Genomic DNA, 25967 nt, shown 5'->3' on the forward strand with positions numbered 1-25967 from the left:
CATGTTCGGCAGGCTCAAGGATTGGAGGCGCGTGGCAACGCGATATGACAGATGTCCGAAGATCTTCCTCTCGGCCATCGCCCTCGCAGCAACCGTCATCTATTGGTTATGAATCCTGACCCTAGCAAAAGACGCTCTAGTGGAGGCGACCAATCAGGATGCTCAAGATCTCAGGCGGGCTTACACGCACTTTCAATTCTTGGTCCCTTCATTTGAGGGGGGTGACCAGGTTCTGTCTATTGGGGTGCTTCGTCAAAAAATTGGAAACGCGATACATTCGTTAATTAATGAAATTGATAAGGGTCAAAGTGAGCTAAACGCTTACCATGTCAAGCTGTTGACCCCAGAGACGTACGATACAGGCAGCATAAAGGAGCTGAATTTTGCCGTTGAGAAATTGGAGAAAGAATTGAGAGGCTATATCGCAATGGAGTGATTATTTTGTGATGAGGGGGGGAATGATATAGGAGTTTGCCGTAAAGTTATAGAAGCCTACCGCAACCGCCTCCGAATATCATCCCGATCCCCGCGCACCATCCCCGGGATCAGAAACAGATCGATCACGCACCACAGCGCGACAAACGCCACCAGCGGCCAGCCGATCAGCACCATCGTCAGCAGCCAGCCCAAGGCCCACAGCGACAGCATCAACAGCCCGCTGATCCAGCGGCCCAGATACATGCGGTGCACGCCAAAGCCCCACAGAAAGATCAGCAGCAGATAGGCGATCAGCGGCGACTTCGCCTCATTGGCGACCCGTTGCTCGATCAGCAATTCCCGTTGCGTGTCCATCCGTCCAAGGCTCCTTGTCCTGCGCCGGGCCGTGATGACCCGCCTTCAGGACATAAGAACACGGAAACCCCGCGCAAGGTTTCGCCTGCGCGGGGCCAGTCCCATCCTTGCGGGGATTCACATGCTTGTGGGGATCACGGCGCGGCGGGCGCTGCCGGGGCGGGCGCCGGGGCTGCGTCCGTGTCCTGACCCACACGCTCGAACCGCTCAAAGACCAGACCCACGGGGCGGATCGGCGCGCCGGGCTGATCGGGGCGGTTCAGATCGGTCAGGGCCAGCCGGTAACGGCCCGGCTCCAGCACGACCGGGCCCATCCGGGCATCGGTGCCGCCTGCCGAATCGTCGTCCTGCCCGACCACCGCGCCATTTTCGCCGAACAGCGCCAGTTTGGCATCGACACCGACCAGCCCGCCATAGGCGCCCACGACCAGCGCGGTTTCCCGCTCCAGCGTGAAATCCAGCCATTGCGCGCTGCCATCCTGCAGGACGACCGTCTCGGTCGTGGTGGTCAGATCGATGGTCTGCATGGGGTAATCGCCGTCAAAGGGTGGCGCCAGTTCGCCCTTGCGCCAGGCGCTGCGCAGAAAGTTGTCGCGGTCCAGCGCCTCGACCGAGACATCGATCAGGCCCTCGCCTGCCGAGATCGGGGCGACCCCCAGACAGTAATCGCCCGCCGCCAGCCCGCTTGGGAAATCCAGCCGCGCATTCAGCCCGTCGGCATCGTCATTCGCGGCGATCTGGGCGCCCGCGCCGTCGAACAGCACCATGTTCGGGTCCAGCCCGACGCTGGCGGCGCGCAGGGTGACCGGCGTGGTCGCATCCAGCGAGAACCGCAGATAGCGCAGGCTGCCATCGGTCTGAGTGCGGGCGGGCAGGGCCCCGTCCAGCGCGCCGTCCGACAGCGCCTCGGCCGACAGGGGCTGGCCCTCGGTCTCGGGCGTGCAGGCGGTGATGGTGGTGCTGGCCGGTTCGCTCAGCAAGGGCGACATCTCGGGGCGCGACAGCTGCACGGTCGCGGTCATGTCGGATGCGCCGATGGGGATCAGCCGCACGCAATAATCGCCCGGCCCGACCGATTGTTCGATCCGCGAGGCAAGGCCCACCGCATCGTCGTTTTCGGCCAGCAGATCGCCCTCGGGCGTTTCCAGCCGCAGCGAGGGGTCGGCGTCCGGCGCATCCGCTTCGACCCGCAGGGCCTGGGACGCCGCGCTGACGCGGAACATCGCATAGGGGCTGGTCGTGGCTGTCGTGGACATCTGCCGGGACAGCGGGCCGTCCGCCGTGCTGAGGTCGCTGGTCTCGGCCCCGTCGCCCAGCCACAGCGCGGGCTGGCCCGAACAGGTCGGTCCTTCGGCTGCGGCCTCGGGCGCCGGCGGCGCGCTGTCCTGCGACAGGGCGGGCAGCGGCCAGGCTGCCAGCAAGGCCACGGGCAGCAAGGCCACGGGCAGCGGAACAAGACGGGACATGAGACTCATGATGACACCTTCTGGTTGAACGGAACGGTCGGTTGGCGGCAGACTGTCACCCCGGACCGGCAACCGCAAGCGCGCGCATCCCGTGGTTTTTGTCCGGTTCCGGGGGTTTTCCGCCGATCCGGCTTGACCCTTGGCGCCCGGCACGGTTCAAGACGGCAAACCCCTTTAGCGGCCCGGATCCGGAAAGCACACAGCCCATGAAGTTCACCCTCTCCTGGCTCAAGGAGCATCTCGACACCACCGCGACCCTGGGCGAGATCGCCGAGGCGCTGACCGATCTGGGGCTGGAGGTCGAGGATATCCAAGACCCCGCCGCACGGCTTGGCACCTTCACGCTGGCGCGGATCGACCAGGCCGAACAGCACCCCGATGCCGACCGGCTGCGGGTCTGCCGGGTGATGACGGATGAGGGCGAAAAGCAGATCGTCTGCGGGGCGCCGAATGCCCGGGCGGGCATCACGGTCGTCCTGGCCAAGCCCGGCGATTATGTGCCGGGCATCGACACGACCCTTGGCGTGGGCCGCATCCGGGGCGTCGAAAGCCATGGCATGATGGCCAGCGAACGAGAGCTGGAGCTGTCCGAGGAACATGACGGCATCATCGAGCTGCCCTCGGGCGAGGTCGGCCAACGCTTTGTCGACTGGCTGGCGCAGAACGCGCCCGACAAGATCGACCCGATGATCCATATCAAGATCACCCCGAACCGCCCCGATGCGCTTGGCGTGCATGGCATCGCACGCGATCTGGCCGCCCGGGGTCTGGGCGTGCTGAAACCGGTGACGGTCCAGCCGGTCGAGGGCGCGTTCCCCTGTCCCATCGGCGTGACCATCGCACCCGAGGTGGCGGCCAAGGCGCCGTTCTTTGCGGGCCGGGTGGTTCGCGGCGTGACCAATGGTCCGTCGCCCGCCTGGCTGCAAAAGCGGCTGCGCGCGATCGGGTTGCGCCCGATCAATGCACTGGCCGATATCACCAATCTCCTGACCTTTGACCTGAACCGCCCCTTGCACGTCTTCGATGCGGGCAAGGTCTCGGGCGATCTGACCCTGCGCGGGGCCGTGCCGGGCGATCAGCTGCTGGCGCTGGATGACAAGACCTATGCCTTGCCCGAAGGCGCGGTGGTGATCTGCGACGATGCGGGCGTGGAAAGCATCGCGGGCATCATGGGGGGGGCGGCCTCGGGCGTGTCCGAGGGCACGACTGATGTGTTCATCGAGGCCGCCTATTTCGATCCGATCAGCACCGCCGCCGCAGGCCGGGCGCTGAAGATCAACAGCGATGCGCGCTATCGGTTCGAACGCGGCATCGACCCGGCTTTTACGCGCGACGGGCTGGAGCTGGCGACCCGGATGGTCATGGATCTGTGCGGCGGTGAACCCTCGCAGGTCGTGACCGCAGGCGCGTTGCCCGACACAAGCCGCGCCTATCGTCTGGACCCGCAGCGGACCAGCCGCCTTGTGGGCATGGACATCCCCGAGGCCGAACAGCGCGCAACGCTGGAGGCGCTTGGTTTCCGGTTGGAGGGCGACATGGCCCATGTCCCCAGCTGGCGCCCCGATGTGCTGGGCGAGGCCGATCTGGTCGAGGAGATCGCCCGCATCGCCAGTCTGACCAAGCTGCAGGGCAAACCCCTGCCGCGTCTGCGCGCCGGTGTGCCCTTGCCGGTGCTGACGCCCCTGCAGGTGCGCGAACGGACCGCGCGGCGGATGGCAGCGGCCCTGGGCTATGATGAATGCGTGACCTATAGCTTCATCGACCAGCGTTCGGCGCAGCTGTTCGGCGGTGGCACGGATGCGCTGCGGGTGGACAACCCGATCAGCAGCGAGATGAGCCATCTGCGCCCCGATCTGCTGCCCGGCCTGTTGCAGGCGGCGGCGCGCAATCAGGCGCGCGGCTTTGCCGATCTGGCCCTGTTCGAGATGGGCCCCGTCTTTTCAGGCGGCGAGCCGGGCGAGCAGTCGCTGAGCATCAGCGGCCTGCTGATCGGCTTCAGTGCGCCCCGCGATCCCTTTACCAGCCGCCGCAAGGTCGATCTGTATGACGCCAAGGCCGATGCCGAGGCGATCCTGCAGGCGATCGGTGCCCCGGCCCGCGCCCAGATCACCCGCAAGCTGGAGGGCTGGTGGCATCCGGGCCGGGCAGGGACCATCGCGCTTGGCCCCAATGTGCTGGCGACATTCGGCGAGATCCATCCCCGCGTGCTGGCCCGGATGGATGTCAAGGGCCCTGCGGTCGGCTTTACCATCCGGCTGGCCGCCGTGCCCTTTCCCAAAGCGAAGACTCCGACGCGTCCGGCGCTGGATTTGGCGGGTCTGCAGGCGGTCGACCGCGATTTCGCCTTTGTCGTGGGGCCGCAGGTCGAGGCGCTGACGCTGGTCAATGCCGCGCTTGGCGCCGACAAGGCGCTGATCGCGCAGGTGTCGGTCTTTGATCAGTTCGTCGGGCTGGAGGGCGACCGGAAATCGGTGGGCATCACCGTGCGCCTGCAGCCGCGCGACAAGACCCTGACCGATACCGAGATCGAGGCGGTCAGCCGCAAGATCGTCGAGAAGGTCGAGAAGGCGACGGGCGGCACCCTGCGCGCCTGAGCGGAGCGCCTTTGGCCGGAAAGCCGGGGGGCCAGCCCCCCGGTCCCCCCGGGATATTTTTGCCAAGATGAAAGAGGCGCCGCGGCGATGGGGTCGGGCTGCGTCTTTTTTGTGGGGGGGGGGAGGGATTTTGGAGCGGGTGACGGGAATCGAACCCGTGTCTCTAGCTTGGAAGGCTAGGGTCTTACCATTACACAACACCCGCGCTGAGCGGCTGTATAGGACGGAGCGGCGGCGGGTTCAAGCGCTTGCGGCATCAGCGCCGCGCGGCGAAGAAGCTTTGCAGCAGCGCGCGGGAGGGCTGGGCCGAGAGGCCGTCATAGACCTGCGGGCGGTGGTGGCATTGCGGATGGTCGAAGACCCGCGCGCCATGCGTCACGCCGCCCATGCGCGGATCGTCGGCGCCGAAATAGAGCCGTGCGATGCGGGCGGCCGAGATGGCGGCGGCGCACATCGGGCAGGGTTCCAGCGTCACCCACAGGTCATGGCCGGGCAGGCGTTCCGACCCGAGGCGCGCGCAGGCGGCGCGGATCGCGAGGATCTCGGCATGGGCGGTGGGGTCGTTCAGCTCTCGGGTGCGGTTGCCTGCGGCGGCGATGACGCGTCCCCGGGGGTCGGTGATGACGGCGCCCACCGGCACCTCGCCGCGCAGGGCGGCGGCCCGCGCCTCGGCCAGGGCCTGATCCATATGGGTGGTGAAATCCGCCATGCCGCCCTTGTGGCAAGCTGGGGGCGGCTGCGCAAGGAAACGCTTTCCTTGTGCGGGGGTTGGGCGTAGACACCCCTCTTTGCCCCGCAGAGATGCGAAGGAGACGCGCATGACCGACGACCAGATCCCCGACCGCAAGACCCCCCAGACCGCGCCGCGTACCGAGGCCGACCGCATCGCCAAGGTGATGGCCCGTGCGGGCATCGCCAGCCGCCGCGAGGCCGAGCGCATGATCGTCGAGGGGCGCGTCAGCGTGAACGGCAAGAAGATCGACAGCCCGGCGCTGGACGTGCTGCCCACCGACCGTATCACCGTCGATGGCAAGAAGCTGGAAGATCCGCAGGAAACCCGGCTGTGGCTGTATTACAAGCCTTTGGGGCTGATCACCTCCGAGAATGACGAACTGGGGCGGCAGACGGTTTTTGACGCCCTGCCGCGCGAGATGCCGCGGGTGATGACCATCGGTCGGCTGGACCTGAATTCCGAAGGCCTGCTGCTGCTGACCAATGACGGAGAGCTGAAGCGGCGGCTGGAGCTGCCCTCGACCGGCTGGCTGCGCCGCTATCGGGTGCGGGTGAACGGCACGCCAAGCGACATGACCTTCGACCCGCTGCGCCGGGGCGTGACCATCGAGGGCGAGGATTTCTCGCCCATGGAGATCAAGCTGGACAGCCAGCAGGGCGCCAATGCCTGGATCAGCGTCGGCATCCGCGAGGGCAAGAACCGCGAGATCCGCCGCGCCATGGCGCATGTCGGGCTGCAGGTGAACCGGCTGATCCGGATCGGCTATGGGCCGTTCAAGCTGACCGGGATCGACAAGAATCAGGTGATCGAGGTCAAGCGCAAGGTGATGCGCGACCAGCTGGGCGGGCTGTTGACCGGCGATGTGGATGAAAAGCCGCGCGAGATGCGCCCGCGCGGGGCCGAAGGGTCGCGTGGGCCCCGGCCCGAGGCCGGTGATGCCGGGCCGCGCCGCTTTGCCGCCAAGCCGGGCTTTGCGGGGAAACCGGCCTTCGCGGGCAAGCCGGGGGCGCGGGGTCCGGGGGATCGCGGCGCTGCCGGCGGCGATGACCGGGCGCCGCGCAGCTGGGGGGCCAAGGCGCCTGCGGGCGATGAGGCGCGTCCGCGCTTTCAGGGCAAGCCCGCCGGTCCGCGTGGCGATTTCGGCGACCGGCCACCGCGCCCTGCGGGTGACAAGCCGCGCTGGAAAAGCGGCGGCGCGCCCGAGGGGCGCGGCGAGGGCCGGGGTGGACCGTCGGACAGGCCGCGTCCTGCGGGCGACAAGCCGCGTTTCCCGGCCAAGCCGGGCGATGCGCGCAAGCCTTTTGGCGCATCCCGTGATGGCGGGCCCGATGGCGGTCGCAAACCCTATGGCAAGCCGCGCGGGGATGGCCCCGATGGTGCGCGCAAGCCTTATGGGGCGCGCGGGGATGGTCCGGATGGTGCGCGCAAGCCCTTTGGCGGGCCGCGCGGGGATTCTGCCGACGGGGCGCGCAAGCCTTACGGGGCGCCCGAGGGTGGCCGCAAGCCCTATGGCAAGCCGCGTGATGCGGGGGATGCAGGCGCGTCCTCGGCCAAGCCGCGGTTCGAGGGCGGCAAGCCTTATGCCGGCCCGCGTGGGGATGGGCCCAAGGGTCCGCGCAAGCCCTTTGGCGCGCCGCGTGACGGGGCAGGCGACGGGCCGCGCAAGCCCTATGCCGGATCGAAGCCCGGCGAGGGTGGCAAGCCCCGGTCGGGCGGTGGCGGCAAACCCTATGGCGGACCGAGCCCCGAACGTGGCGGCGATCGCCCGGCGGGACCGGGCAGGCCGGGCGGGGCCGGAAAGCCCTTTGGCGCCGGTCGTCCCGCAGGTGGCGGCAAGCCGGGTGGCGCACCACGGCCCGGCGGTGCGGGCAAACCCTTTGGCAAGCCGCGCACGCCGCGCTGATCACGACAAAAGGCCGGACCCCAGGGTCCGGCCTTTTTCTTGACGCGATCGCCCGTCTGGCGCGGGGTCTATTTCGTCAGGATCAGCTTGCCCGCGCGGGTGATGCGCAACTGATAGACCTGTTCGTCCAGCACGATCAGGGCCTGATTGCCGCCCTGCGTCAGCTGGTTGGCATCATGTTGCGGCATCCGGGCCAGAATCGAGGTGCCGGGGCGGGTGAAATCGGCGGGGCGCGTTGCGGTCATGGGTCAGCCTCGTGATGTGGCATTGATGATGCCCTAAAGCTGACAAATTCATTCAGGTTTGTCAAAGTAAAAGAGTCGGGAATCTGAAATCCCTCGAAATTCCTTGCAAGCCGGGGGCGGCGGCCCTTCGCGGGCCGCCCGGAGGTCAGTCCTGCGACAGGCAGGCGATGATCGTATCGGCCATGCCGGTCAGCAGCGCCTCGTACTGGCCCGCGCCGGGGGCAAGGTCGCCGCCCTCGGGGCTCAGCTCGCCGCCAAGGCGGACGGGGCTGCCTTCGGTCACCGTGTTCAGCAGGGCCGGATCATGGGCGAATTCGGGAAAGGCGCAGTGGGCGCCGGTCTGGGTGATCATGCTGCGGATCTGGTCGATCCGGGCCGCCGAGGGGGTCGAGGCATCGCCGAGCGAGACGGGGATCGCCGGCTGCAGCCCGAAATGATCGGTGAAATACCCATAGGCGTCGTGAAAGACGATGAACCGCGCGTCGCCATACGGGGCCAGCCGGTCGCGCAGATCGCTGTCCAGCGCCGCGATGCGGGCGCTGGCGGCCTCGGCATTGGCGGCATAGATGGCGGCGTTCCCGGGATCCTGCGCCGAGAGGCTGGCGGCGATGGCCTGCAGCCAGGGACCGGCATTGTCGGGGTTCAGCCAGGCATGGGGATCGCTGCCCGAATGATCGTGATCATGGTCGTCGCCCGCATGATCGTGGGCCTCATCCGCGTGGTCATGCCCGTGGTCGTGGTCGTCTGCGGCGTGTTCATGGTCATGGTCATGGTCATGATCGTGGTCGTGCCCGTGATCCTGCGCATGATCGTGATCCGCCTCGCCGTGATCATGCCCTTCGTCGGCGTGGTCATGATCGCCGCCCTCGTCATGATCCTTATGCCCGGCCTCGTCATAGCCGCGCAGGGTCACGCCCTCGACTTCCAGCAGGCGCAACTGGTCGCTGTCGGTCAGGGTGTCGGCGGCGCGGGCCAGCCAGGGGGTCAGGGACGGCCCCATCCAGATGACCAGATCGGCCCCCTGCAGCGCCTGCGCGTCCGAGGGGCGCATCTGGTAATGATGCGCGCTGGCGCCTTGCGGCAACAAGACGCGGACCTCGGCCAGATCGCCCATGACCTCTTGCACCAGTGCGCCGGTCGGGACCAGATCGGTCACCACCTGCGGGGCGGCAAGGGCGGGGCTGGCTGTCAGCGACAGGAACGCGGCGACGGATGCCTGATGGCGCATCGGGATCTCCTTTGGGCGGGCTTTGTTGCGATGACCGGGTTCTGTGTGTTACAGGATAACAAGTCAACCGGAATGTTACAGTATAACGACCCTGCCGGGGAAGGATTGCCGTGCCTCATGATGATGCCATCGCCGCGACCTTTGCGCCGCATGACCACCGCGAATGCGCCCATCGGGTGCTGGACGAGGCGGCCGTGCGACTGGCGGGGCAGGGTGCGCGGCTGACCCCGGTCCGCCGCCGCACGCTTGAGATCCTGCTGGAAAGCCACCGCGCGATGGGCGCATACGAAGTGCTGGACCGGCTGGCCGCCGAGGGGTTCGGGCGCCAGCCGCCGGTCGCCTATCGGGCGCTGGAATTTCTGGTTACCCATGGGCTGGCGCACCGGTTGCAGCGGCTGAACGCCTTTGCAGCCTGTCTGCATCCGGGCCATGATCACCACCCCGCCTTCCTGATCTGCCGCAATTGCGACAAGATCGCCGAGGCCGCCGCGATCGAGGTCCGCGACGCCCTGACCGCCGTCGCGGCCCAGGGCGGTTTCCGGGTCGAGCGGGCGACGATCGAGGCGCTTGGCCTCTGTGCCACCTGCGCCGCCGAGGGCGCCGCATGAGCGCGCCCGACACCCTGCAAAGCGACCCCCTGATCCAGTCGCGCGCATTGACCATCCACCGTCCCGGCACCTCCGAGCCGGTGCTGTCCCATGTCGATTTCCGCATCCTGCCCGGAGAGATCGTGACCGTGGTCGGGCCAAACGGGTCGGGCAAATCCTCGCTGATCCGGGCGCTTCTGGGGCATATGCCTCTGGCCTCGGGGCAGGTGGCGCGGCGGGCGGGGCTGCGCATCGGCTATGTCCCGCAGCGGGTTCAGCTGGACACTGCGATCCCGATGACCGTGCGCCGGTTCCTGTCGCTGCCCACCCGCGTCAGCGATGCGCAGGCCGAGGGCGCGCTGGCCCGGACCGGGGTGCCGGGCCTTGGCCCGCGCCAGCTGACGCAGCTGTCGGGCGGCCAGTTCCAGCGCGTTCTGCTGGCCCGCGCGCTTCTCAGCGACCCGCATCTGCTGGTGCTGGACGAGCCGACGCAGGGGCTGGACCAGCCGGGCATCGTGGCCTTTTACCAGCTGATCGAGGATGTGCGCCGCCAGACAGGCGCCGCCGTGCTGATGGTCAGCCATGATCTGCTGGTGGTCATGCGATCCTCGGACCGGGTTGTCTGCCTGAACGGCCATGTCTGCTGCGAGGGCACCCCCCAGCATGTCAGCACCGCCCCCGAATACCGCGCCCTGTTCGGCGCCGGGGCCGAGGGCACGCTGGCCTTGTATCGTCACAGCCACGATCATGATCACGACCTGATGCCGGACGCATCGCATGACCATGCTGCGGGCGGGGCCGGTGCGCATGTCCACGGCCCCGGCTGCGGGCATGACCACCACCACAGCGACAAGGCGGCCCCGGCGCCCTGAGGGGCGTGGGCCGGGCAGGGATGACCGATGCTTGACGATTTCTTCACGCGTGCGCTGCTGGCGGGGCTGGGACTGGCGCTGGTCGCAGGCCCTTTGGGCAGTTTCGTGGTCTGGCGGCGGATGGCCTATTTCGGAGATTCGACCGCCCATGCGGCGATTTTGGGGGTGGCCTTCGCGCTGGCCTTCGACATCTCGATCTATGCGGGCACGTTGACGGTCGCGGTGGCGATGGCCTGCCTTGTCTCGGCGCTGGTGGCGCGGGGGCAGGCGATGGACACGATGCTGGGGGTCTTGTCGCATTCGGCGCTGGCTTTGGGGCTGGTGGCGATCAGCTTTGTGCCTGCTGCGCGATCGGATCTGTCCAGCTATCTGTTCGGCGATATTCTGGCGGTGGGGCGGGCCGATCTGGCGCTGATCTGGACCGGGGCGGCGCTGGTTCTGGGGCTGCTGATCCTGCGCTGGCAACGGCTGGTGACCAGCAGCCTGAACGAGGAACTGGCCATGGCCGCAGGCATCGATCCAAGGGTCGAGCGTCTGGTCCTGTCGCTGTGTCTGGCCGTGGTGGTGGCGCTGGCGATTCGGGTGGTGGGGTCGTTGCTGATTTCGGCCATGCTGATCGTGCCCGCGGCGGCGGCGCGCGGATGGGCGCGCACACCCGAGCGGATGGCCGCCGCCGCCGCCCTGATCGCCGCCGGATCGGTGGCTGCGGGCCTGTGGGCAAGCCTGCATCTGGATACACCGGCCGGTCCCTCGATCGTGACTGCGGCGGCGGCTTTTTTCGTCGTCTCGCAAGGGCTTCGACGGGGTTAGTGCGGAATTGTCACAACTTTTCCGTGGGTTTGCAGGTGCAGGAATAAGGGGCGTTAAACGGTGTTGGCCAATATGCAACAGTGCATGCAGGGCCACGGGGGATTCAATCCAATCCAGCTTTTCAACCGTTCGGGTTTGTGTAACTGTCTCCTCGATGTTGCCAGCAATGGCAGCCGTCAATCGAAACGGAGCATGATCATGACCAAATTCGCTATTTTCGCGGCCGCTCTCGGCCTGACCGCAACTTCGGCTCTGGCCGGTGGCTATGTCGCCCCCGTCGTCGAAGTCGAGCCGGTGATTGTTGAAGAGCGTCCCGCATCGACCAACGCTGGCCTGGTGGTTCCCGCCCTGCTGCTGCTGGGCGTCATTGCCGCTGTCGCTTCGGACGACGACGACAGCTGATATCGGTTCGGATCGCCAACGCGATCCGCGCCACAAGGGGCTGGCCAATGGCCAGCCCCTTTTTTCATGTCCCGATCCGCTGAAGACGACGGCATCGCGACCTGACACCGGACATGAAAAAACCGGCCCCTCGCAGGGCCGGTTTTTCCTTATGGGGCATAGCTTTGGCCGGGATCAGGGGCGCAGTGTCTGGATGGTGGCATAGCCCATGCCCGGGCCGACCCATTGCCGCGACACGGGGATCTGCCCGCCCTGAACCACATAGTTGTTCTGGAAGGTCGCGCCATGACCTTCGCAGCTTTCGACCATCGTGCCCGGATTGGGGCCGGGGGCGGTCGTGCAGCTGAACTGCAAAGGGCGTTCCAGCCCGTCTCCTGCCAGATAGCGCATGATGCGCGTGCCGCGGCCGGACTGGCCCGCCCGGATCAGCGCCTCGGTGCCCGGCTCGGCCACCGACAGATCGCGACCCAGACCGCGCGTGCCGATCAGCATCCCGCCGCGCAGGATCACGGATTCGTCCGATGGCGTCATATAGGTCCGCATGGCGCCGTTCTGGCCGGTCATGGCCAGAACCTGCGTGCGGCCCAACCCCTCGAACCCGATCTGGATCAGCGGGCCGGGATTGAGGCGCAGTGCCTCGGCTGCGGCCTGCTGAGGGGTTGGGGGCGGGGCGGCAGGGGCCGCAGCCGTGCGGGCGCCCACGACGCCCGCTGCGGTTTCGGCAAGCGCTGCCAGCGGTCCCGATCCGCCCTCATCCGCGCTGTTATTGCTGCAGGCGGCCAGCGCGACCAGCGCGACAGCCGACAGGGCGATCCTGAAACCTTGCATCCGAACCGGTCCGCTCATCGCCAGAACCTCCCCCAGCCTTCATAAAGATCGACCGTATGGCTTTCGCGCACGCGGTCATACAGGCGCCCGTTCACATCCAGACGCGATCCGCCATCGCGCGACAGCGACCGCAGATTGGTCGAGACGCGATCGCGCGAGGCCTGACCCGTCGCCCAGCCAAGCGGGATCGACAGGGTGATGCCCTTGTCAAAGCTGCCCTCGCCGAATTCCTCGGCCGACAGGTTGGTCTTGGTCGCATAGGCGCCGATCTGCCAGCCATTGGCGAATTCGCGCGTCAGGGTCACCGTCGCGCCCTCGTCGCCCGCCAGATAGCGGCCCAGATCCAGCTGCGCGGTGAACCCCTGCGCAAATTCGTAATAGGCCGAGACATGGCCCGTCGTGACCTCGTAATCGCGGAAATCGAACAGCTGGTCGAAATCGCGCTTGCGGACGCGGTTCACCTCGGCCCCGAAGGCCAGCGGCGAATTGGCGGGTTTCCACAGCGCTTCTGCCGAGACACCGCCATAGGCCCGTTCCAGCAGACCCACGGTCACGCGGGAATAGACGGTGGGCGTGGGCTTGGCATACCAGGCCAGCGTCAGTTCCGGGATCACCGGGCTGGAATTGCCGGTATACATGCGCGTGTCGGACCGGACGCGCGGCACGCCTTCGGGCGTGGTTTCCAGCGACGGTTCGTTTTCGTATTCCTCGGGCGTGTAATACTCGCCACGCTGGCCCGGAATGCCGGGGCCGCGCTGGCCGATATCGCCGAAGGCGCGCTGGCGCAGGGCGCCGGTGACGATCAGGCCGGGGCGGATCTCATAGCTGGCGCGGGCTTCGGCGCCGACCTCGTGGGTGATCCCGTCCTCGGCGCTGAAGATGCCCAGATCCAGATAGGGTTTGATCGACCAGCGGAACCGGGGATACAGCCCCTCGGTCACGACCAGCCCGGGCGCACCGGCGGCGGCGTCCGACAGGGTCGAGGCGGCGGCGATCTGCCCGGCCTCGGTGTTTTCCAGCCGTTCGACATCGCTGCGCCGCACCGTCACCGAAGAGGTCGGCATCCCGTCGCTGGTCGAGGTGATCACGAAGGTCTCGACCGAGGGGGGCAGGGCGCGGGTCATCAGGCGTGCCGTGCGGCCCACCGCCTCGGCCTGAGAGATATAGCGCTGGTTGCGCAGCCGCACCTCGGCCCGGGTGGGCGACAGGGCCATGGATTCCAGCAGCTGGCCTTCGCTGGCCATCGCCGTGCCAAGGGCCGTCTGGATGGCGGGCTGGGCGGTCGGATCCTGCGACCAGCTGCCCGACCATCCCTCGGGATCCTGCGCCGGGGCAGGGCGCGGACGCACCGGCGCCGGGGCCTTTTCCAGACCCGAGGGGAAGGCCGCCTCGCGCGGGTTCAGCGCGATGGTGAATTGCGCGCCGATCGTCTCGCCGCCGATGGTATAGATCCCGGCTTCGTAATTCTGGCCAAAGCGGTAATTGGCGCCCAGGTTGATCTTGCTGCCCGGCTCGTCGCCCTGCTGGAACGTGTTCCCGGTGCTGTAGCGGGCCTGATAGATGTCGTTGGAATATTCGGCCACAAGGTTCAGCCGGTCATTGACCTGCCAGCTGACCGAGGCAAAGGGCTTGGCCCCGCCGGTGAACCAGTCGTCGACATTGGGCGTGCCGCCTTCGTCCCCCACATCGATGACGCGCGGATTGCCCGCCAGCGTGCCCCAGCCCAGACCAAGCGAGGCGCGGATCGTCGGCGTCACATTGCGCGTGGCCACGATATATTCGCCCGAATAGACGCCGGTGCCCAGAAAGTCCTGCAGGCCGACCGCGACGGCGGGACGCCATCCATCCTCGTCCACGATCTGATAGCGCAGATCCAGCGAGCGGTCGGAAATGAACCCCTCTTGCCGGAAATCCTGAATGCCATCGACGCGGCCATAGCGCAGGACCGCCGTCAGCCCCGGCAGCGCCTCAAAGAAGACGTTGCCGCGCCGCGCGTAATCGGACAGCGACAGTGTCGCGCCCAACGTGCCATCGGCCAGCGTTTCGGCGGTGGGGGTGTCGATGCCGCCCGGCAGGCCATAGCTGGACATGTTGCGCCCCAGCATCGGGTCTGCTGTCGCGATGCCGATCCCGGACCCCGCGATCAGGGCTATGGGCAGGGTGGTGGCCATCAGCTGGCGGGTCAGGCGCGAGCGGCGCATCGGCGGGCTTCCTTTCGGCGGCAGGGTCGGGGCAGATCAGTCAGCAGGGCTTCGGGCGCAAGGGTTTCAGGCCCAAAGGGTTCACGCCCAAGTGTTTCAGACCCAAGGGTTTCAGGCGCAGTGGCAGGCTTTGCCCTGCGGATCGACACACGAATGCGTGACCTGCAGGGCCTTTGTCTTACCCGGCGGGCGTCGCGGCCGTATCGGTTCCGGCGGCGGTATCGGCAGCAGGCGCAGGGGCAGGCTGGGCGGTGACCGCGCAGCCGGGCTGTTGCTGGCCCCCGACCGTCAGGCGGGCGGTCAGCGGGAAGCGGTCCCCCGACATGCTGTCCCGGCACGGGGCGGCGCGCATGTTGACCACGAACGGGCGCCCGTTCAGCACGCCCACATATTCGACCCCCTGATTGAACACCAACCGGTTCACCGAGATCGACCGCCCCGATGGATTGTCGGGCGTGCGATAAAGCGCGGTGTTGCCGCTGATCTGGACCCGCCAGGACGGTTCGTTCCCGGCCGCGACAAAGGCGGTGCTGCGATAGGTCAGCGGCTCGGCCATCTGGACCGGGCGGGGGGCGGTGGCGGCGGTCTCGATCGGCTGTTCCAGCGGCGAGACGGCGGGCGGGCGCGGGCCTGCGGGCTGTTCGGGCTGGGCGGCGGTCTGATCCAGCCCGATGCCACGGCGCAGGTCGGTCATCGCCTCGCTGTCGCAGGCGGCCAGAGGCAGGGTCATCAGGGCAAGGACGGCAAGACGGGGAAACATGGGGCTTTGGCCTTTTGGGTCGGTCACGATCGTTGTGATCCAAGCGTTACCAATCGCCGCGCCATGGGGCAAGCGCTGCGCCCCCGCCCGGCAAGCAGCCGCCGTCCCCTGTGGTAACTGAGACGATCAGAGCGTCCGCGGCCAGCGGCACGGCGGCGGCGACGCAACGGGCTGCGCCATCGGTCCGGACAAACAGGCCGGTCGTGGGCGATGAGGTCGATTGATAAATGATATCTTCTACCCCCATAGGGCGCATCCGGTGTGTTATTCGTTGAACTTCCTTTCGAAACCGGATCATGATCGGGCTATGTTCTTCCCGAAATCCGCGCCGATATGATCCCGACATGACCCCGCCAAAGCCCGCCCCGTCAGCCGCCGGCCCTGATCCCCTCTCTGCATCCGGGGGGCTTGCGCAATTTTGCTGGACCAACGGGCCGATGGCGCGCGCGATCCGGGCGCATGACTGGAGCGCGACCCCGCTTGGGCCGATGTCGGGTTGGTCGGCGTCGCTGATGGCGGCGGTGCGGATGATGCTGGGGCAGCGCCATGCGACCAGCATGTTCTGGGGCCCGGACCTGATCTTGCTGTATAACGACGCCTATGCCCCGGTTCTGGGCCGAAAGGAATCCGGCGCCCTGGGCCAGCCGTTCCGGCGCATCTGGTCCGATGTGTGGAACGACGTCAGGCCGCTGGTCGATCAGACGCTGTCGGGTCACGGCACATTTTCGGAAGAGATGCGGCTGGTCATGACCCGCAACGGCTATGACGAGGAAACCTTCTGGACCTTCAGTTATGGCCCGCTTTACGACGATGACGGGACCGTGGCGGGGCTGATGAACATCACCGTGGACATGACCACGCTGGTGCAGGCGCGACGCGACCAGCAGATCATGCAGGAAGAGCTGCTGCACCGGATCAAGAACATCCTGTCGGTGACCTCGACGGTCGTGTCCTCCAGCCTGCGCAATGCCGAAACGATCCAGGAGGCCCGCGACAGCGTCGGCGCACGGATCATGGCGCTGGCCCGCGCGCAGGGGCTGTTCACAGGCCTTGGCGACAGCGCCGACATCACCGAGGTGATGGCCCGGTCGATCGGCGCGCATCTGGCGGGCAACGACCGCATCCGCCTGTCGGGGCCGTCCGTGCCGCTGAGCAGCCAGCAGGCCGTGGGCCTGTCGCTGGCCCTGTACGAGCTGGCGACGAATGCCGCCAAATACGGCGCGCTGGCCACCCCTGATGGCGCGGTCGATGTCAGCTGGTCGGTCGCGGGCGATGGTTTCGCGCTGGACTGGCGCGAAAGCGGCGGCGCCCCGGTGACGGACCCCGCGCGCGAGGGGTTCGGATCGCGGCTGGTCAATCAGATTGTCCCCGCCTATTTCGACGGCGAGGGGATCAGCGATTATGCGGCAGCCGGGCTGCATTACAGCCTGCGCGGGCGGCTGACGCCCTAGGGTCGTGCCGGGCTAGCAGTTCGGGACATTGACGGCCAGACCGCCAAGCGATGTCTCCTTGTACTTCTCGGACATGTCGCGGCCGGTCTGGCGCATCGTCTCGATCGCGGCGTCCAACGGGACGATATGGTTGCCGTCGCCGCGCAGGGCCAGACTGGCGGCGGCTACCGCCTTGATCGCGCCCAGACCGTTTCTTTCGATGCAGGGCACCTGAACCAGACCGCGCACCGGATCGCAGGTCATGCCCAGATGATGTTCCAGCGCGATTTCGGCGGCATTCTCGATCTGGCGGGGGGTGCCGCCCAGCACGGCGGCCAGACCGGCGGCGGCCATGGCGGATGCGCTGCCCACCTCGGCCTGACAGCCGCATTTCGCGCCCGAGATCGACGCGTTGTGCTTGATGAGGCCCCCCACCGCCGCCGCCGTCAGCAGGAAATCGGGCAGCTGGCGTTCGGAAGCGCCCGGCACATGGTCCAGCCAATACCGGATCACCGCAGGCACGGTGCCCGCAGCGCCGTTGGTGGGGGCGGTGACGACCGCGCCCCCGGCGGCGTTTTCCTCGTTCACGGCCATGGCATAGGTCGACATCCAGTCGTTGATGACATGCGGCGCGGTCATGTTCAGCCCGCGTTCGGCCAGCAGCTTTCCATGGATGCCCTTGGCGCGGCGGCGGACGTTCAGCCCGCCGGGCAGGATGCCGTCGGTGGCCAGCCCCCGGTCCATGCAGTCCCGCATCGCCTGCCAGATGCGCGTCAGCCCGGCCTGCAGATCGGCCCCCGAGCGAAAGCACAGCTCGTTCTGTTCCTTCATCCGGGCGATGGACCTGCCCGAATTTTCAGCCATTTCCAGCATCTCGGCGGCGCTGGAAAAGGGAAAGGGCACGCTGCTGGAGGCGTCGCTGCGGCTGTCTCCGTCGCGTTCGGCCAATTCGCGGTCGGTCATCACGAAGCCGCCGCCGATGGAATAATAGATCTGGTGAAAGATCACGTCGCCCTGGGCATCGGTGGCCGACAGGGTCATCCCGTTCGCATGCCCCGGCAGGGCGGTGTCATAGTCGAACCGCAGGTCGCGGTCGGGATCAAAGGCCAGTGGGGCCAGTCCGGGGGGCGTCAACTGGCCCGTGTCGCGGTTCAGCGCCAGCGCGGTCTCGGCGGCGTCCATGTCGATATTGGCGGGGGTAAAGCCCGCAAGCCCAAGGATCGTGGCGCGGTCGGTGGCATGGCCCTTGCCGGTGAATGCCAGACTGCCATGCAGGCTGGCGCGCAGCCCATGGGCCTGAAACGGCTGCAGTCGCAGCGAATCCAGAAACCGCGATGCCGCCACCATCGGCCCCATCGTGTGCGAGGAGGAGGGCCCCACCCCCAGCTTGAACAGATCGAAGACCGACAGAAACATCACACTCCCCTTGCATATCCTGCCCTATCCAAGCACGACGGGGGCCGTGCCGCCATGTCTGTCGCGACCTTTCTGCCCCCCGGATGCGACATGTGAACCCGTCGGGGCAGGACGCGCGGTCCGCTGAATAATATTGCAAGTTGCCCAAAAATAGTGCAACTGGGTCGCGCCTGCGATTTGGGCAGGCCGGGCCTCGCCTGCCCTTCTTGCGGGCGGCGGCGAGCAGGGTGAAGGAACGAACATGCAATTGCCCGAACCCATCATTCTTGGCGACATGCCTCTGGGACCGCCGGTGTTTCTGGCGCCGATGGCGGGGATCACCGATGTGCCGTTCCGCCGGGCGGTGGCGCGGTTCGGCGCCGGGCTGATGGTGTCCGAGATGGTCGCCTCGACCGAGATGGTGACGCCCCGCCCCTCGACCCGCGCCGCCGTGCGCGCCAAGGCCCTGACCGAAGGGCTGCTGCCGGTCAGCGTCCAGATCGCCGGGCGCGAGGCGCAGCCGATGGCCGAAACCGCCCGCATCGTCGAAGGCATGGGCGCAAGGGCCATCGACATCAACATGGGCTGCCCCGCCAAGAAGGTGACCGGCGGGCTGTCGGGCGCAGCGCTGATGCGCGATCTGGACCATGCCCTGACGCTGGTTGATGCGGTCGTGGGCGCGGTCTCGGTCCCGGTGACGCTGAAGATGCGGCTTGGCTGGGACGATGATTGCCTGAACGCGGCGGATCTGGCGGCCCGGGCGCAGGGTGCCGGGGTGGCGATGCTGACCGTGCATGGCCGCACGCGGGCGCAGTTCTACAAGGGCCGCGCCGACTGGACGGCGATCCGCGCCGTGGCCGATCTGCCCGGGCGACCGCCGCTGGTGGCCAATGGCGATGTGACCGATGCCGACAGCGCGCGCGCCGCGCTGGCCGCATCGGGGGCCGAGGCGGTGATGGTCGGACGCGGGGCGCAGGGGCGGCCGTGGCTGCTGGCAGATATCGCCCACCGGCTGTGGGGCTGCCCGGCCCCGGTCATTCCGCAGGGCGACGCGCTGGCCGATCTGGTCGCCGCGCATTACGAGGATATGCTGGATTTCTATGGCATCGATCTGGGCCTGCGCGTCGCGCGCAAGCATCTGGGCTGGTATGCCGACGCGAATGCCGCACCGCTGCGCGACCAGCTGTTGCGCGCGCCCACGCCTGCGGCCACGATCGCCCTGATCCGCCGCGCCTTTGCCGACGCACCGGATGATGCGCCCGCTTTGGACGCCCTTGCCAAGACCCCTGACGAGGCCGCCGCATGACCCGCCCGCGCGATTTCATCGAGGCCGAGCCCGGGCCGGGATGGCAGGCGCTGCCCTTGCCCTCGCTGATCCTCGATGGCTGCGGCCGGGTCGCGGCGATGAACGACGCGGCCGAGATCTGGCTGAACATCTCTCGCAATTCGACACTTGGCCGGGTGCTGGAGGGGGACGAGCTGTCCACCCGCCTGCGTCTGCTGCCCAGCCTGACGCCGCTGATCACCCGCGTTCAGGCCAGTGACGAGGCGCTGTATCAGACCTCGGTCCAGTTCGAGATCGGCGACCGTGCGGGCGGCCATCAGGCGCGGCGTGCGGCGGTCCATGCCGGGCCGGCGGCGGTGGTGGGCGGGGTCGTCATGCTGCTGATCGTGCCGCAGGACGATGACGGGCTGCATCAGGCCCGCCATGTCCGCAGCGCCGCCCGCAGCGCCATCGGCATGGCCGAGATGCTGGCACATGAAATCAAGAACCCGCTGGCGGGCATTCGCGGCGCCGCCCAGCTGATGGCCATGAACGCCACGCCGGAAGACCGCGAGATGGCCGAGATGATCGTCAGCGAATCGCGTCGGATCGTGGCGCTGCTGGATCAGGTCGAACGGTTCGGCGACACCTCGGCGCCCAAGCTGGCGGCGCTGAACATCCATGACGTGCTGGAACAGGTGCGCCGGTCGGCTCAGGTCGGTTTCGCGCGGGGTGTGCAGATCGTGACGGATTACGACCCCTCGCTGCCGATGGCGCTGGCCGATGCGGACCAGCTGACGCAGGTCTGCCTGAACCTTGTCAAGAACGCCGCCGAGGCGATGGAGGGCAAGGCCGGTGGCACCATCCGCCTGCACAGCCATTACGATCACACCCTGCGTCGCCCCCCCGACGAGACCGATCCCGCAGGCCGGCCTCTGCCCCTGCAGATCGAGATCGAGGATAACGGCCCCGGCTTTCCCCCCGCCATCGCCGACCAGGTGTTCGAGCCCTTCGTCTCGGGCCGCGAGAATGGCACCGGGCTGGGGCTGGCGCTGGTCAGCAAGATCATCACCGACCATGGCGCCCTGATCCGGGTGGACAGTCGCCCCGGTCGCACCGTGTTCCGCATTTCCCTGCCCAAGGCATAAGGACCTGATCCCATGGACGGCACCGTTCTGATCGCTGACGACGACCGCACCATCCGCACGGTGCTGACGCAGGCGCTGACCCGCGCGGGCTGCCGGGTGCATGCGACGGGCAGTCTGGCCCAATTGTCGAAATGGGTCGAGGAAGGGCGCGGCGATCTGGTCATCACCGATGTCATGATGCCCGATGGCAACGGCATCGACCGCATTCCCGCCATCCGCGAGGCGCGCCCCGATCTGCCGGTGATCGTGATCTCGGCCCAGAACACCATCGTGACGGCGATCCGCGCGACCGAGGCCGAGGCGTTCGAATACCTGCCCAAGCCCTTCGATCTGCCCGACCTGATGGCCAAGGCCCATCAGGCCCTGTCGCGCCGCCCGCGCAAATCCGATCCGCTGCCCGATCCGCTGCCGGTCCCGCGCGAGGCCGCCGATCCGGCCATGCCGCTGATCGGCCATGCGCCCAGCATGCAGGCGCTGTTCCGCATGGTCGCCCGGGTGCTGAATGCCGATCTGCCGGTGATCATCGCCGGAGAGGCGGGGGTGGGCAAGACCACCATCGCGCGCAGCTTTCATGAACTGTCCGACCGCCGCGACCGGGGCATGGCGGTCCTGACCTCGTCGGATGCCAGCGAAGAGGCGATTGCGCGCGCCGCCGACAAGGCCCTCGCGGGGACGATCGTGATCGAGAATCCGGCAGGCTTCGACCCCGCTGCGCAGGCCCGTCTGATCGGGCTGATCGAAACGATGGAATCGGGCCCCGACCGCGCCGAGGCGCCGCGCATCGTCGCCACGACCGCCGCCGATCCGCAGGCCGATGTCTCGGCCGGGCGGTTGCGGTCCGATCTGTATTACCGGCTGGCGGGGGTGACGGTCAGCGTGCCGCCTTTGCGCGCGCGGGTGGATGACATCCTGCCCCTGGCCGCCCATCTGCTGGCCCGCGCTGCAGCGCAGGGTCTGCCCGAACGCAGCCTGTCGGACGATGCGGCCAGCCTGCTGCGCGCGCATCCCTTTCCGGGCAATGTGCGGGAGCTGGAAAACATGATGCGCCGTCTGGCCCTGACCGCCAGCGGCGCGGCCATCAGCGCCACCGAAATGCGCGAGGCGCTGACCCAGCAGACCGGCACCAGCCGCGTTCCCGCCCCGGTGACCGGCAACAGCGCCGCGCCTCAGGCCCCCGAACCCGCCGGTGTGGTGGCCCTGCCGCAGGCCGGATCGCGCCTGTCGGATTCGGTCGAGGCGCATCTGCAGCGCTATTTCGATCTGCATGGCGACGCGCTGCCGCCTCCGGGCCTATATGACCGCATCCTGCGCGAGGTGGAACGTCCGCTGCTGCAGGTCGCACTGGATGCGACAGGCGGAAATCAGCTGCGCTGCGCAGACCTTTTGGGCATCAATCGCAATACCCTGCGCAAGAAACTGACCGAGCTGAATATCGAGGTGACACGGCGACGCAAACTGATGTAAAACCGCCACAGGGGGCAGCGCGAACGACACGCGCCGCCCACGAGCAAAAGCCGCACAAGACGGCGAGTGGGGGTTATGGCAGGCCTTGTGTCGGGGCTCAGCTGGGACAGGCTGGCCCGTATCCGATTGCCGCGCCAATGGCGTGGCTTGCTGACCTGGGGCATCGTGCTGTCCGGCTTTGTGCTGGCGGTGGCGACCCTGCGGGTCATGGGTCCGTTTGCGCAGGGCATGCAGGGGCAGACGCTGCGCGTGGTGCTGCTGGCAGATCTTGCCTATCTGGTGGTCCTGATCGGCTTTATCGTCGCCCGCATGGCGCGGCTGATCGCCGATCGGCGCAACACGGCGCCCGCATCCCGGCTGCATGCGCGTCTGGTGGCGATCTTTGGCGGACTGGCGCTGGTGCCGACGGTGCTGGTCGCGCTGTTTGCGGGGTTTCTGGTCAATATCGGGCTTGAGGGCTGGTTTTCCGACCGGGTGCAGCAGGTGGTCACCACCTCTCAGGCGGCAGCCGAGGCCTATCATGCCGAACATCGGGGCGATCTGACGCAGGATGCGCGGGCCCTGGCCGGGGTGCTAACGCAGGCCGGGCGCGCCAATCCGCTGATCGAGGATGGCGAGATGCGTCAGCTGCTGACGCAGGGTCAGTCGCTGATCCAGCGCGGCCTGCGCGAGGCCTATATCATCAACGGGACCGGAGAGATCCGCGCCCGCGGCGAACGCAGCTATCTGTTCTGGTACGAGGCCCCCTCCAGCGATCAGCTGGACCGCGCGCAGGCCGAGGGCCTGACCCTGATCGAGGATTGGGACAATGACGAGTTTCGCGCGCTGGTCGCGCTGCCGCCGCTGGCCGACCGCTATCTGTATGTGACCCGAGAGGTCGATGGCAGCCTGCTGGGCCTGTTGGACGACACCCGCGCCACCGTCGGCGATTACCGCCAGCTGGAGGAGATGCGCGCGCAAGTGCTGCTGGAATTTTCTCTGGTCTATCTGGGATTTGCGCTGCTTCTGGTGGCGGCGGCGATCTGGCTGGGCCTGTGGTTCGCGCGCGGGCTGTCGCGGCCCATCGGCCTGCTGGCGCAGGCGACCGACCGGGTGGGACGGGGCGATCTGGACGTGCAGGTACCCGAACCCCGGACCGGGGACGAGATCCAGACCCTTGGCGCGGCCTTCAACCGCATGACCCGTCAACTGAAGACGCAGCGCGAAGAGCTGATCGAAAGCTATCGCCTGTCCGACGATCAGCGGCGGCTGTTCGACAATGTGCTGACCTCTGTCACCTCGGGGGTGATCGGGTTGGATGCCGCCGGAGAGATCGATTTCGTCAACCGCTCGGCCAGCCGCCTGCTGGGTCTGGATGCGAAACGCGACATCGACGCCCTGCTGTCCGAGGCGGTGCCCGAATTTGCGCCGCTGTTCGAACGGCTGTCGGCCTCGGTCGCGGAAACCATTCAGGACGAGGTGCGCCTGATGCGCGAGGGGCGCGTCGAAAGCCTGCTGGTCCGCATGGCGGTCCGGCGCGGTACCGATGGCGCGCTGGAGGGTTATGTGGTGGCCTTTGACGATGTGACCGAACTGGTCAGTGCGCAGCGCATGGCCGCATGGGGCGATGTGGCCCGCCGCGTCGCGCATGAGATCAAGAACCCCCTGACGCCGATCCAGCTGTCCGCCGAACGCCTGCGCCGCAAGTTCGGCCCTCTGGCCGCCGAGGGCGACCGCGCCGCGCTGGAACAATATACCGATGTGATCATCCGCCAGACCAACGATCTGCGCCGGATCGTGGACGAATTCAGCCGCTTTGCCCGGATGCCCGAACCCGACCGGGCAGAAACGGACATGGCCGCCCTGCTGCGAGAGGTCGCGTTGCTGCAACGCGATGCCCTGCATGGCGCGCTGGTCAGCGAGATCGGCGACACGCCGGTCATCGTCGATTGCGATGCGGGCATGATGCGGCAGGCGCTGACCAACCTGCTGAAAAACGCTGGTGAGGCGGTCGAGGAACAGGCCGCCCATCCGCCCGAGGGCTGGCAGCCGCTGATCCATATCAGCATGGACACCCAGCCCGAACAGGTCTGCATCCGCATCATCGACAACGGCCCCGGCCTGCCCGCCGACCGGTCGCGCCTGTTCGAACCCTATGTGACGCTGAAAAGCCATGGGACGGGTCTGGGCCTGCCCATCGTCAAGAAGATCGTCGAGGAACATGGCGGCAGCCTGTCCCTGACCGACGCGCCCGACCGCGTGGGTGCGATGGCCGAAATCAGGCTGCCGCGCGAACGTCATCCCGTCCGGGGGGCGAAACCGAAAAGCAGACAAGAAAAAGACGAGGCGACACCATGAGCGACATTCTGATCGTCGATGATGAACGCGACATCCGCGAGCTGATCGCGGACATCCTGAAGGACGAGGGCTTTGACACCCGAGTCGCCGCCAATTCCGACGAGGCGGTGGCGGCGCTGAACGATGCCGAACCGGCGCTGATGATCCTGGACATCTGGCTGAAGGACAGCCGGATGGACGGGATCGACATCCTCAAGCAGGTCAAGCGCAACAACCCTGCCGTGCCGGTGATCATCATCTCGGGGCATGGCAATATCGAGATCGCGGTCGCGGCGATCAAGCAGGGGGCCTATGACTTCATCGAAAAGCCCTTCAACATCGACCAGCTGATGGTGGTCATCAACCGGGCGATGGAAACCGCCCGGTTGCGCCGCGAAAACAGCACCCTGCGCCGGGGCGGCGACAAGGCCGCCGAGATGCTGGGCCATTCCGCCGCCTTCAAGCGGCTGCGCGACGGGCTGGACAAGCTGGCCAAGTCGAATGGCCGGGTGATGCTGGCGGGCGAGCCGGGCACCGGCAAGGAAATGGCCGCCCGCTATATCCACGCCCATTCGCCCCGCGCCACCGCGCCCTTTGTCACCGTCCCCTGCGCCACGATCGAGCCCGAGCGGATGGAAGAGGTTCTGTTCGGTCGCGAATCGCCGGAACGCGGGGTCGAGCCGGGGCTGCTGGAACAGGCGCATGGCGGGGTGATCTATTTCGATGAGGTAGGCGACATGCCGATGGGCACCCAGCCCAAGATCCTGCGCGTGCTGACCGAACAGCAGTTCGTGCGCGCGGGCGGCGCCGACAAGGTGCGGGTCGATCTGCGGGTGCTGTCATCCACCAACCGCGATCTGGTGGCCGAGATCGCCGCCGGGCGGTTCCGGCAGGAACTGTACGACCGGCTGAACGTGGTGCCGATCGCGGTGCCCTCGCTGGCCGACCGGCGCGACGACATCGCCGCGCTGGCGCGGCATTTCATCGGGCAATTCCACAGCAATCAGGGCCTGACCCCGCGCGATCTGCCCGAGGAAACCGTGGCCGCGCTGCAATCCATGCGCTGGCCCGGCAATATCCGCCAGTTGCGCAACGTGATCGAGCGGGTGCTGATCCTGGCCGAAAGCGCCGGGCCGATCCTGCCATCGGAACTGGAACCGCAGGGCGCCACCCCCGACAACAGCGAGACGCTGAGCCTTGGCCCCTCGGTCACCGCGATGGCGCTGCGCGAGGCGCGCGAGCTGTTCGAACGCGAATACCTTGTTGCTCAGATCAACCGGTTCGGCGGCAATATCAGCCGCACCGCGCAATTCGTGGGGATGGAACGCAGCGCCCTGCACCGCAAGCTGAAATCGCTTGGCGTGGTCGGCGGCATGCGCGGCGATGACGAAATGGCGATGGGCAAATAGGGGCGGGCAAATAGGGGCGGGCATCTTGGGCCGGGCAGGGTGCCGGTCGCAAGCGCCGCGCTTGCGCCCCGCGCGCGCCCGGCATAGGCAGGACAGGCGCCGGTCACGGCAGCGGCAAGA

At 67.5% G+C, this 25967-nt stretch carries 22 protein-coding genes, 1 tRNA gene and 1 pseudogene; 14 read left to right on the forward strand and 10 right to left on the reverse strand.

Going from position 1 to position 25967, the window contains the following annotated elements; translation table 11 throughout:
• A pseudogene (locus tag EG885_RS05495) lies at nucleotides 1-112 on the forward strand (IS5/IS1182 family transposase); the annotation flags it as partial.
• 27 nt (nucleotides 113-139) lie between these two features.
• Complete coding sequence (locus EG885_RS05500) at nucleotides 140-436, forward strand: hypothetical protein (protein ID WP_131573483.1); 297 nt, start codon at nucleotides 140-142, stop codon at nucleotides 434-436.
• Nucleotides 437-492: 56 nt separating this feature from the next.
• Here the strand turns inward: EG885_RS05500 and EG885_RS05505 are convergent, their stop codons facing one another.
• On the reverse strand, nucleotides 493-792 hold the full coding sequence (locus EG885_RS05505) for a TM2 domain-containing protein (RefSeq protein ID WP_131573484.1): 300 nt from the start codon (nucleotides 790-792) through the stop codon (nucleotides 493-495).
• A gap of 134 nt (nucleotides 793-926) precedes the next feature.
• Nucleotides 927-2267 carry a DVUA0089 family protein gene (locus EG885_RS05510; RefSeq protein WP_131573485.1) on the reverse strand — a complete coding sequence of 447 codons (1341 nt, stop codon included), beginning with the start codon at nucleotides 2265-2267 and terminating at the stop codon, nucleotides 927-929.
• A 197-nt stretch (nucleotides 2268-2464) separates the two neighbouring features.
• On the opposite strand from EG885_RS05510, the gene pheT reads away from it, so the two are divergent.
• Nucleotides 2465-4852, forward strand: coding sequence for a phenylalanine--tRNA ligase subunit beta (gene pheT / locus EG885_RS05515; RefSeq protein WP_131573486.1), 2388 nt, complete (start codon nucleotides 2465-2467; stop codon nucleotides 4850-4852).
• A 131-nt stretch (nucleotides 4853-4983) separates the two neighbouring features.
• Here the strand turns inward: pheT and EG885_RS05520 are convergent.
• Both EG885_RS05520 and EG885_RS05525 read right to left on the reverse strand, forming a co-directional pair.
• A tRNA-Gly gene (locus tag EG885_RS05520) sits at nucleotides 4984-5057 on the reverse strand.
• Between the two features lie 51 nt (nucleotides 5058-5108).
• On the reverse strand, nucleotides 5109-5561 hold the full coding sequence (locus tag EG885_RS05525) for a nucleoside deaminase (protein WP_242679517.1): 453 nt from the start codon (nucleotides 5559-5561) through the stop codon (nucleotides 5109-5111).
• Nucleotides 5562-5670: 109 nt separating this feature from the next.
• Here EG885_RS05525 and EG885_RS05530 point away from each other — a divergent pair, with 109 nt between their 5' ends.
• Nucleotides 5671-7488: a pseudouridine synthase gene (locus EG885_RS05530; protein WP_242679518.1), complete on the forward strand. Its 1818-nt coding sequence runs from the start codon at nucleotides 5671-5673 to the stop codon at nucleotides 7486-7488.
• A 68-nt stretch (nucleotides 7489-7556) separates the two neighbouring features.
• On the opposite strand, the gene hemP is transcribed toward EG885_RS05530, so the two are convergent.
• Both hemP and EG885_RS05540 read right to left on the reverse strand, forming a co-directional pair.
• Nucleotides 7557-7733 carry a hemin uptake protein HemP gene (hemP, locus tag EG885_RS05535; protein ID WP_131573487.1) on the reverse strand — a complete coding sequence of 59 codons (177 nt, stop codon included), beginning with the start codon at nucleotides 7731-7733 and terminating at the stop codon, nucleotides 7557-7559.
• Between the two features lie 145 nt (nucleotides 7734-7878).
• A complete protein-coding gene (locus EG885_RS05540; RefSeq protein ID WP_131573488.1) occupies nucleotides 7879-8961 on the reverse strand; it encodes a zinc ABC transporter substrate-binding protein in 1083 nt (360 codons plus the stop codon).
• Nucleotides 8962-9071: 110 nt separating this feature from the next.
• On the opposite strand from EG885_RS05540, the gene EG885_RS05545 reads away from it, so the two are divergent.
• From EG885_RS05545 to EG885_RS05560, 4 genes are all read left to right on the forward strand, one after another.
• On the forward strand, nucleotides 9072-9569 hold the full coding sequence (locus EG885_RS05545) for a Fur family transcriptional regulator (RefSeq protein WP_165571050.1): 498 nt from the start codon (nucleotides 9072-9074) through the stop codon (nucleotides 9567-9569).
• On the forward strand, nucleotides 9566-10420 hold the full coding sequence (locus EG885_RS05550; protein WP_131573489.1) for a metal ABC transporter ATP-binding protein: 855 nt from the start codon (nucleotides 9566-9568) through the stop codon (nucleotides 10418-10420). Before EG885_RS05545 ends, EG885_RS05550 begins: the two co-directional genes overlap by 4 nt.
• Before the next feature lie 27 nt (nucleotides 10421-10447).
• Nucleotides 10448-11230, forward strand: coding sequence for a metal ABC transporter permease (locus EG885_RS05555; protein WP_131573490.1), 783 nt, complete (start codon nucleotides 10448-10450; stop codon nucleotides 11228-11230).
• Between the two features lie 198 nt (nucleotides 11231-11428).
• Entirely contained in the window at nucleotides 11429-11632 is a 204-nt protein-coding gene (locus EG885_RS05560; protein ID WP_379107460.1) for a hypothetical protein, read from the forward strand.
• A gap of 174 nt (nucleotides 11633-11806) precedes the next feature.
• Here EG885_RS05560 and EG885_RS05565 read toward each other — a convergent pair whose 3' ends face one another.
• The 3 genes from EG885_RS05565 to EG885_RS05575 all read right to left on the reverse strand — a co-directional run bounded on the left by EG885_RS05565 (nucleotide 11807) and on the right by EG885_RS05575 (nucleotide 15421).
• The gene (locus tag EG885_RS05565) at nucleotides 11807-12478 is read right to left on the reverse strand and encodes a YjbF family lipoprotein (RefSeq protein WP_131573492.1); all 672 of its coding nucleotides are present in this window, start codon (nucleotides 12476-12478) and stop codon (nucleotides 11807-11809) included.
• Complete coding sequence (locus EG885_RS05570; protein WP_131573493.1) at nucleotides 12475-14661, reverse strand: YjbH domain-containing protein; 2187 nt, start codon at nucleotides 14659-14661, stop codon at nucleotides 12475-12477. The genes EG885_RS05565 and EG885_RS05570 overlap by 4 nt, the downstream gene beginning before the upstream one ends.
• A 178-nt stretch (nucleotides 14662-14839) precedes the next feature.
• Nucleotides 14840-15421 carry a COG3650 family protein gene (locus EG885_RS05575; RefSeq protein WP_131573494.1) on the reverse strand — a complete coding sequence of 194 codons (582 nt, stop codon included), beginning with the start codon at nucleotides 15419-15421 and terminating at the stop codon, nucleotides 14840-14842.
• Nucleotides 15422-15858: 437 nt separating this feature from the next.
• Here EG885_RS05575 and EG885_RS05580 point away from each other — a divergent pair, with 437 nt between their 5' ends.
• Nucleotides 15859-16872, forward strand: a complete 1014-nt coding sequence (locus EG885_RS05580) for a PAS domain-containing sensor histidine kinase (RefSeq protein WP_131573495.1) — start codon at nucleotides 15859-15861, stop codon at nucleotides 16870-16872.
• A 12-nt stretch (nucleotides 16873-16884) separates the two neighbouring features.
• On the opposite strand, the gene EG885_RS05585 is transcribed toward EG885_RS05580, so the two are convergent.
• Nucleotides 16885-18267 (reverse strand): L-serine ammonia-lyase, encoded by a 1383-nt coding sequence (locus EG885_RS05585; protein WP_131573496.1) that lies wholly within the window; start codon nucleotides 18265-18267, stop codon nucleotides 16885-16887.
• Nucleotides 18268-18508: 241 nt separating this feature from the next.
• Here EG885_RS05585 and dusB point away from each other — a divergent pair, with 241 nt between their 5' ends.
• From dusB to ntrX, 5 genes are all read left to right on the forward strand, one after another.
• A complete protein-coding gene (gene dusB / locus EG885_RS05590; protein ID WP_131573497.1) occupies nucleotides 18509-19552 on the forward strand; it encodes a tRNA dihydrouridine synthase DusB in 1044 nt (347 codons plus the stop codon).
• A complete protein-coding gene (locus EG885_RS05595) occupies nucleotides 19549-20658 on the forward strand; it encodes a two-component system sensor histidine kinase NtrB (protein WP_131573498.1) in 1110 nt (369 codons plus the stop codon). The genes dusB and EG885_RS05595 overlap by 4 nt, the downstream gene beginning before the upstream one ends.
• A gap of 12 nt (nucleotides 20659-20670) precedes the next feature.
• The gene (locus EG885_RS05600; protein WP_131573499.1) at nucleotides 20671-22122 is read left to right on the forward strand and encodes a response regulator; all 1452 of its coding nucleotides are present in this window, start codon (nucleotides 20671-20673) and stop codon (nucleotides 22120-22122) included.
• A gap of 75 nt (nucleotides 22123-22197) precedes the next feature.
• Complete coding sequence (locus EG885_RS05605) at nucleotides 22198-24459, forward strand: sensor histidine kinase NtrY-like (RefSeq protein WP_131573560.1); 2262 nt, start codon at nucleotides 22198-22200, stop codon at nucleotides 24457-24459.
• Nucleotides 24456-25847, forward strand: a complete 1392-nt coding sequence (gene ntrX, locus EG885_RS05610) for a nitrogen assimilation response regulator NtrX (RefSeq protein WP_131573500.1) — start codon at nucleotides 24456-24458, stop codon at nucleotides 25845-25847. Before EG885_RS05605 ends, ntrX begins: the two co-directional genes overlap by 4 nt.
• The last annotated feature ends 120 nt before the right edge of the window (nucleotides 25848-25967 follow it).

It is taken from the genome of Paracoccus nototheniae (assembly GCF_004335005.1).
Classification (GTDB): domain Bacteria; phylum Pseudomonadota; class Alphaproteobacteria; order Rhodobacterales; family Rhodobacteraceae; genus Paracoccus; species Paracoccus nototheniae.

What these genes read in the sequence shown, in the direction of transcription:
- EG885_RS05540 (WP_131573488.1), bottom strand. Translation starts at nt 8,961, where the DNA reads ATGCGCCATCAGGCATCCGTCGCCGCGTTCCTGTCGCTGACAGCCAGC.
- EG885_RS05565 (WP_131573492.1), bottom strand. Translation starts at nt 12,478, where the DNA reads ATGAGCGGACCGGTTCGGATGCAAGGTTTCAGGATCGCCCTGTCGGCT.
- EG885_RS05525 (WP_242679517.1), bottom strand. Translation starts at nt 5,561, where the DNA reads ATGGCGGATTTCACCACCCATATGGATCAGGCCCTGGCCGAGGCGCGG.
- EG885_RS05530 (WP_242679518.1), top strand. Translation starts at nt 5,671, where the DNA reads ATGACCGACGACCAGATCCCCGACCGCAAGACCCCCCAGACCGCGCCG.
- EG885_RS05595 (WP_131573498.1), top strand. Translation starts at nt 19,549, where the DNA reads ATGACCCGCCCGCGCGATTTCATCGAGGCCGAGCCCGGGCCGGGATGG.
- dusB (WP_131573497.1), top strand. Translation starts at nt 18,509, where the DNA reads ATGCAATTGCCCGAACCCATCATTCTTGGCGACATGCCTCTGGGACCG.
- EG885_RS05505 (WP_131573484.1), bottom strand. Translation starts at nt 792, where the DNA reads ATGGACACGCAACGGGAATTGCTGATCGAGCAACGGGTCGCCAATGAG.
- EG885_RS05575 (WP_131573494.1), bottom strand. Translation starts at nt 15,421, where the DNA reads ATGTTTCCCCGTCTTGCCGTCCTTGCCCTGATGACCCTGCCTCTGGCC.
- EG885_RS05555 (WP_131573490.1), top strand. Translation starts at nt 10,448, where the DNA reads ATGCTTGACGATTTCTTCACGCGTGCGCTGCTGGCGGGGCTGGGACTG.
- pheT (WP_131573486.1), top strand. Translation starts at nt 2,465, where the DNA reads ATGAAGTTCACCCTCTCCTGGCTCAAGGAGCATCTCGACACCACCGCG.
- EG885_RS05605 (WP_131573560.1), top strand. Translation starts at nt 22,198, where the DNA reads ATGGCAGGCCTTGTGTCGGGGCTCAGCTGGGACAGGCTGGCCCGTATC.
- EG885_RS05570 (WP_131573493.1), bottom strand. Translation starts at nt 14,661, where the DNA reads ATGCGCCGCTCGCGCCTGACCCGCCAGCTGATGGCCACCACCCTGCCC.
- hemP (WP_131573487.1), bottom strand. Translation starts at nt 7,733, where the DNA reads ATGACCGCAACGCGCCCCGCCGATTTCACCCGCCCCGGCACCTCGATT.
- EG885_RS05600 (WP_131573499.1), top strand. Translation starts at nt 20,671, where the DNA reads ATGGACGGCACCGTTCTGATCGCTGACGACGACCGCACCATCCGCACG.
- EG885_RS05510 (WP_131573485.1), bottom strand. Translation starts at nt 2,267, where the DNA reads ATGAGTCTCATGTCCCGTCTTGTTCCGCTGCCCGTGGCCTTGCTGCCC.
- ntrX (WP_131573500.1), top strand. Translation starts at nt 24,456, where the DNA reads ATGAGCGACATTCTGATCGTCGATGATGAACGCGACATCCGCGAGCTG.
- EG885_RS05550 (WP_131573489.1), top strand. Translation starts at nt 9,566, where the DNA reads ATGAGCGCGCCCGACACCCTGCAAAGCGACCCCCTGATCCAGTCGCGC.
- EG885_RS05585 (WP_131573496.1), bottom strand. Translation starts at nt 18,267, where the DNA reads ATGTTTCTGTCGGTCTTCGATCTGTTCAAGCTGGGGGTGGGGCCCTCC.
- EG885_RS05560 (WP_379107460.1), top strand. Translation starts at nt 11,429, where the DNA reads ATGACCAAATTCGCTATTTTCGCGGCCGCTCTCGGCCTGACCGCAACT.
- EG885_RS05580 (WP_131573495.1), top strand. Translation starts at nt 15,859, where the DNA reads ATGGCGCGCGCGATCCGGGCGCATGACTGGAGCGCGACCCCGCTTGGG.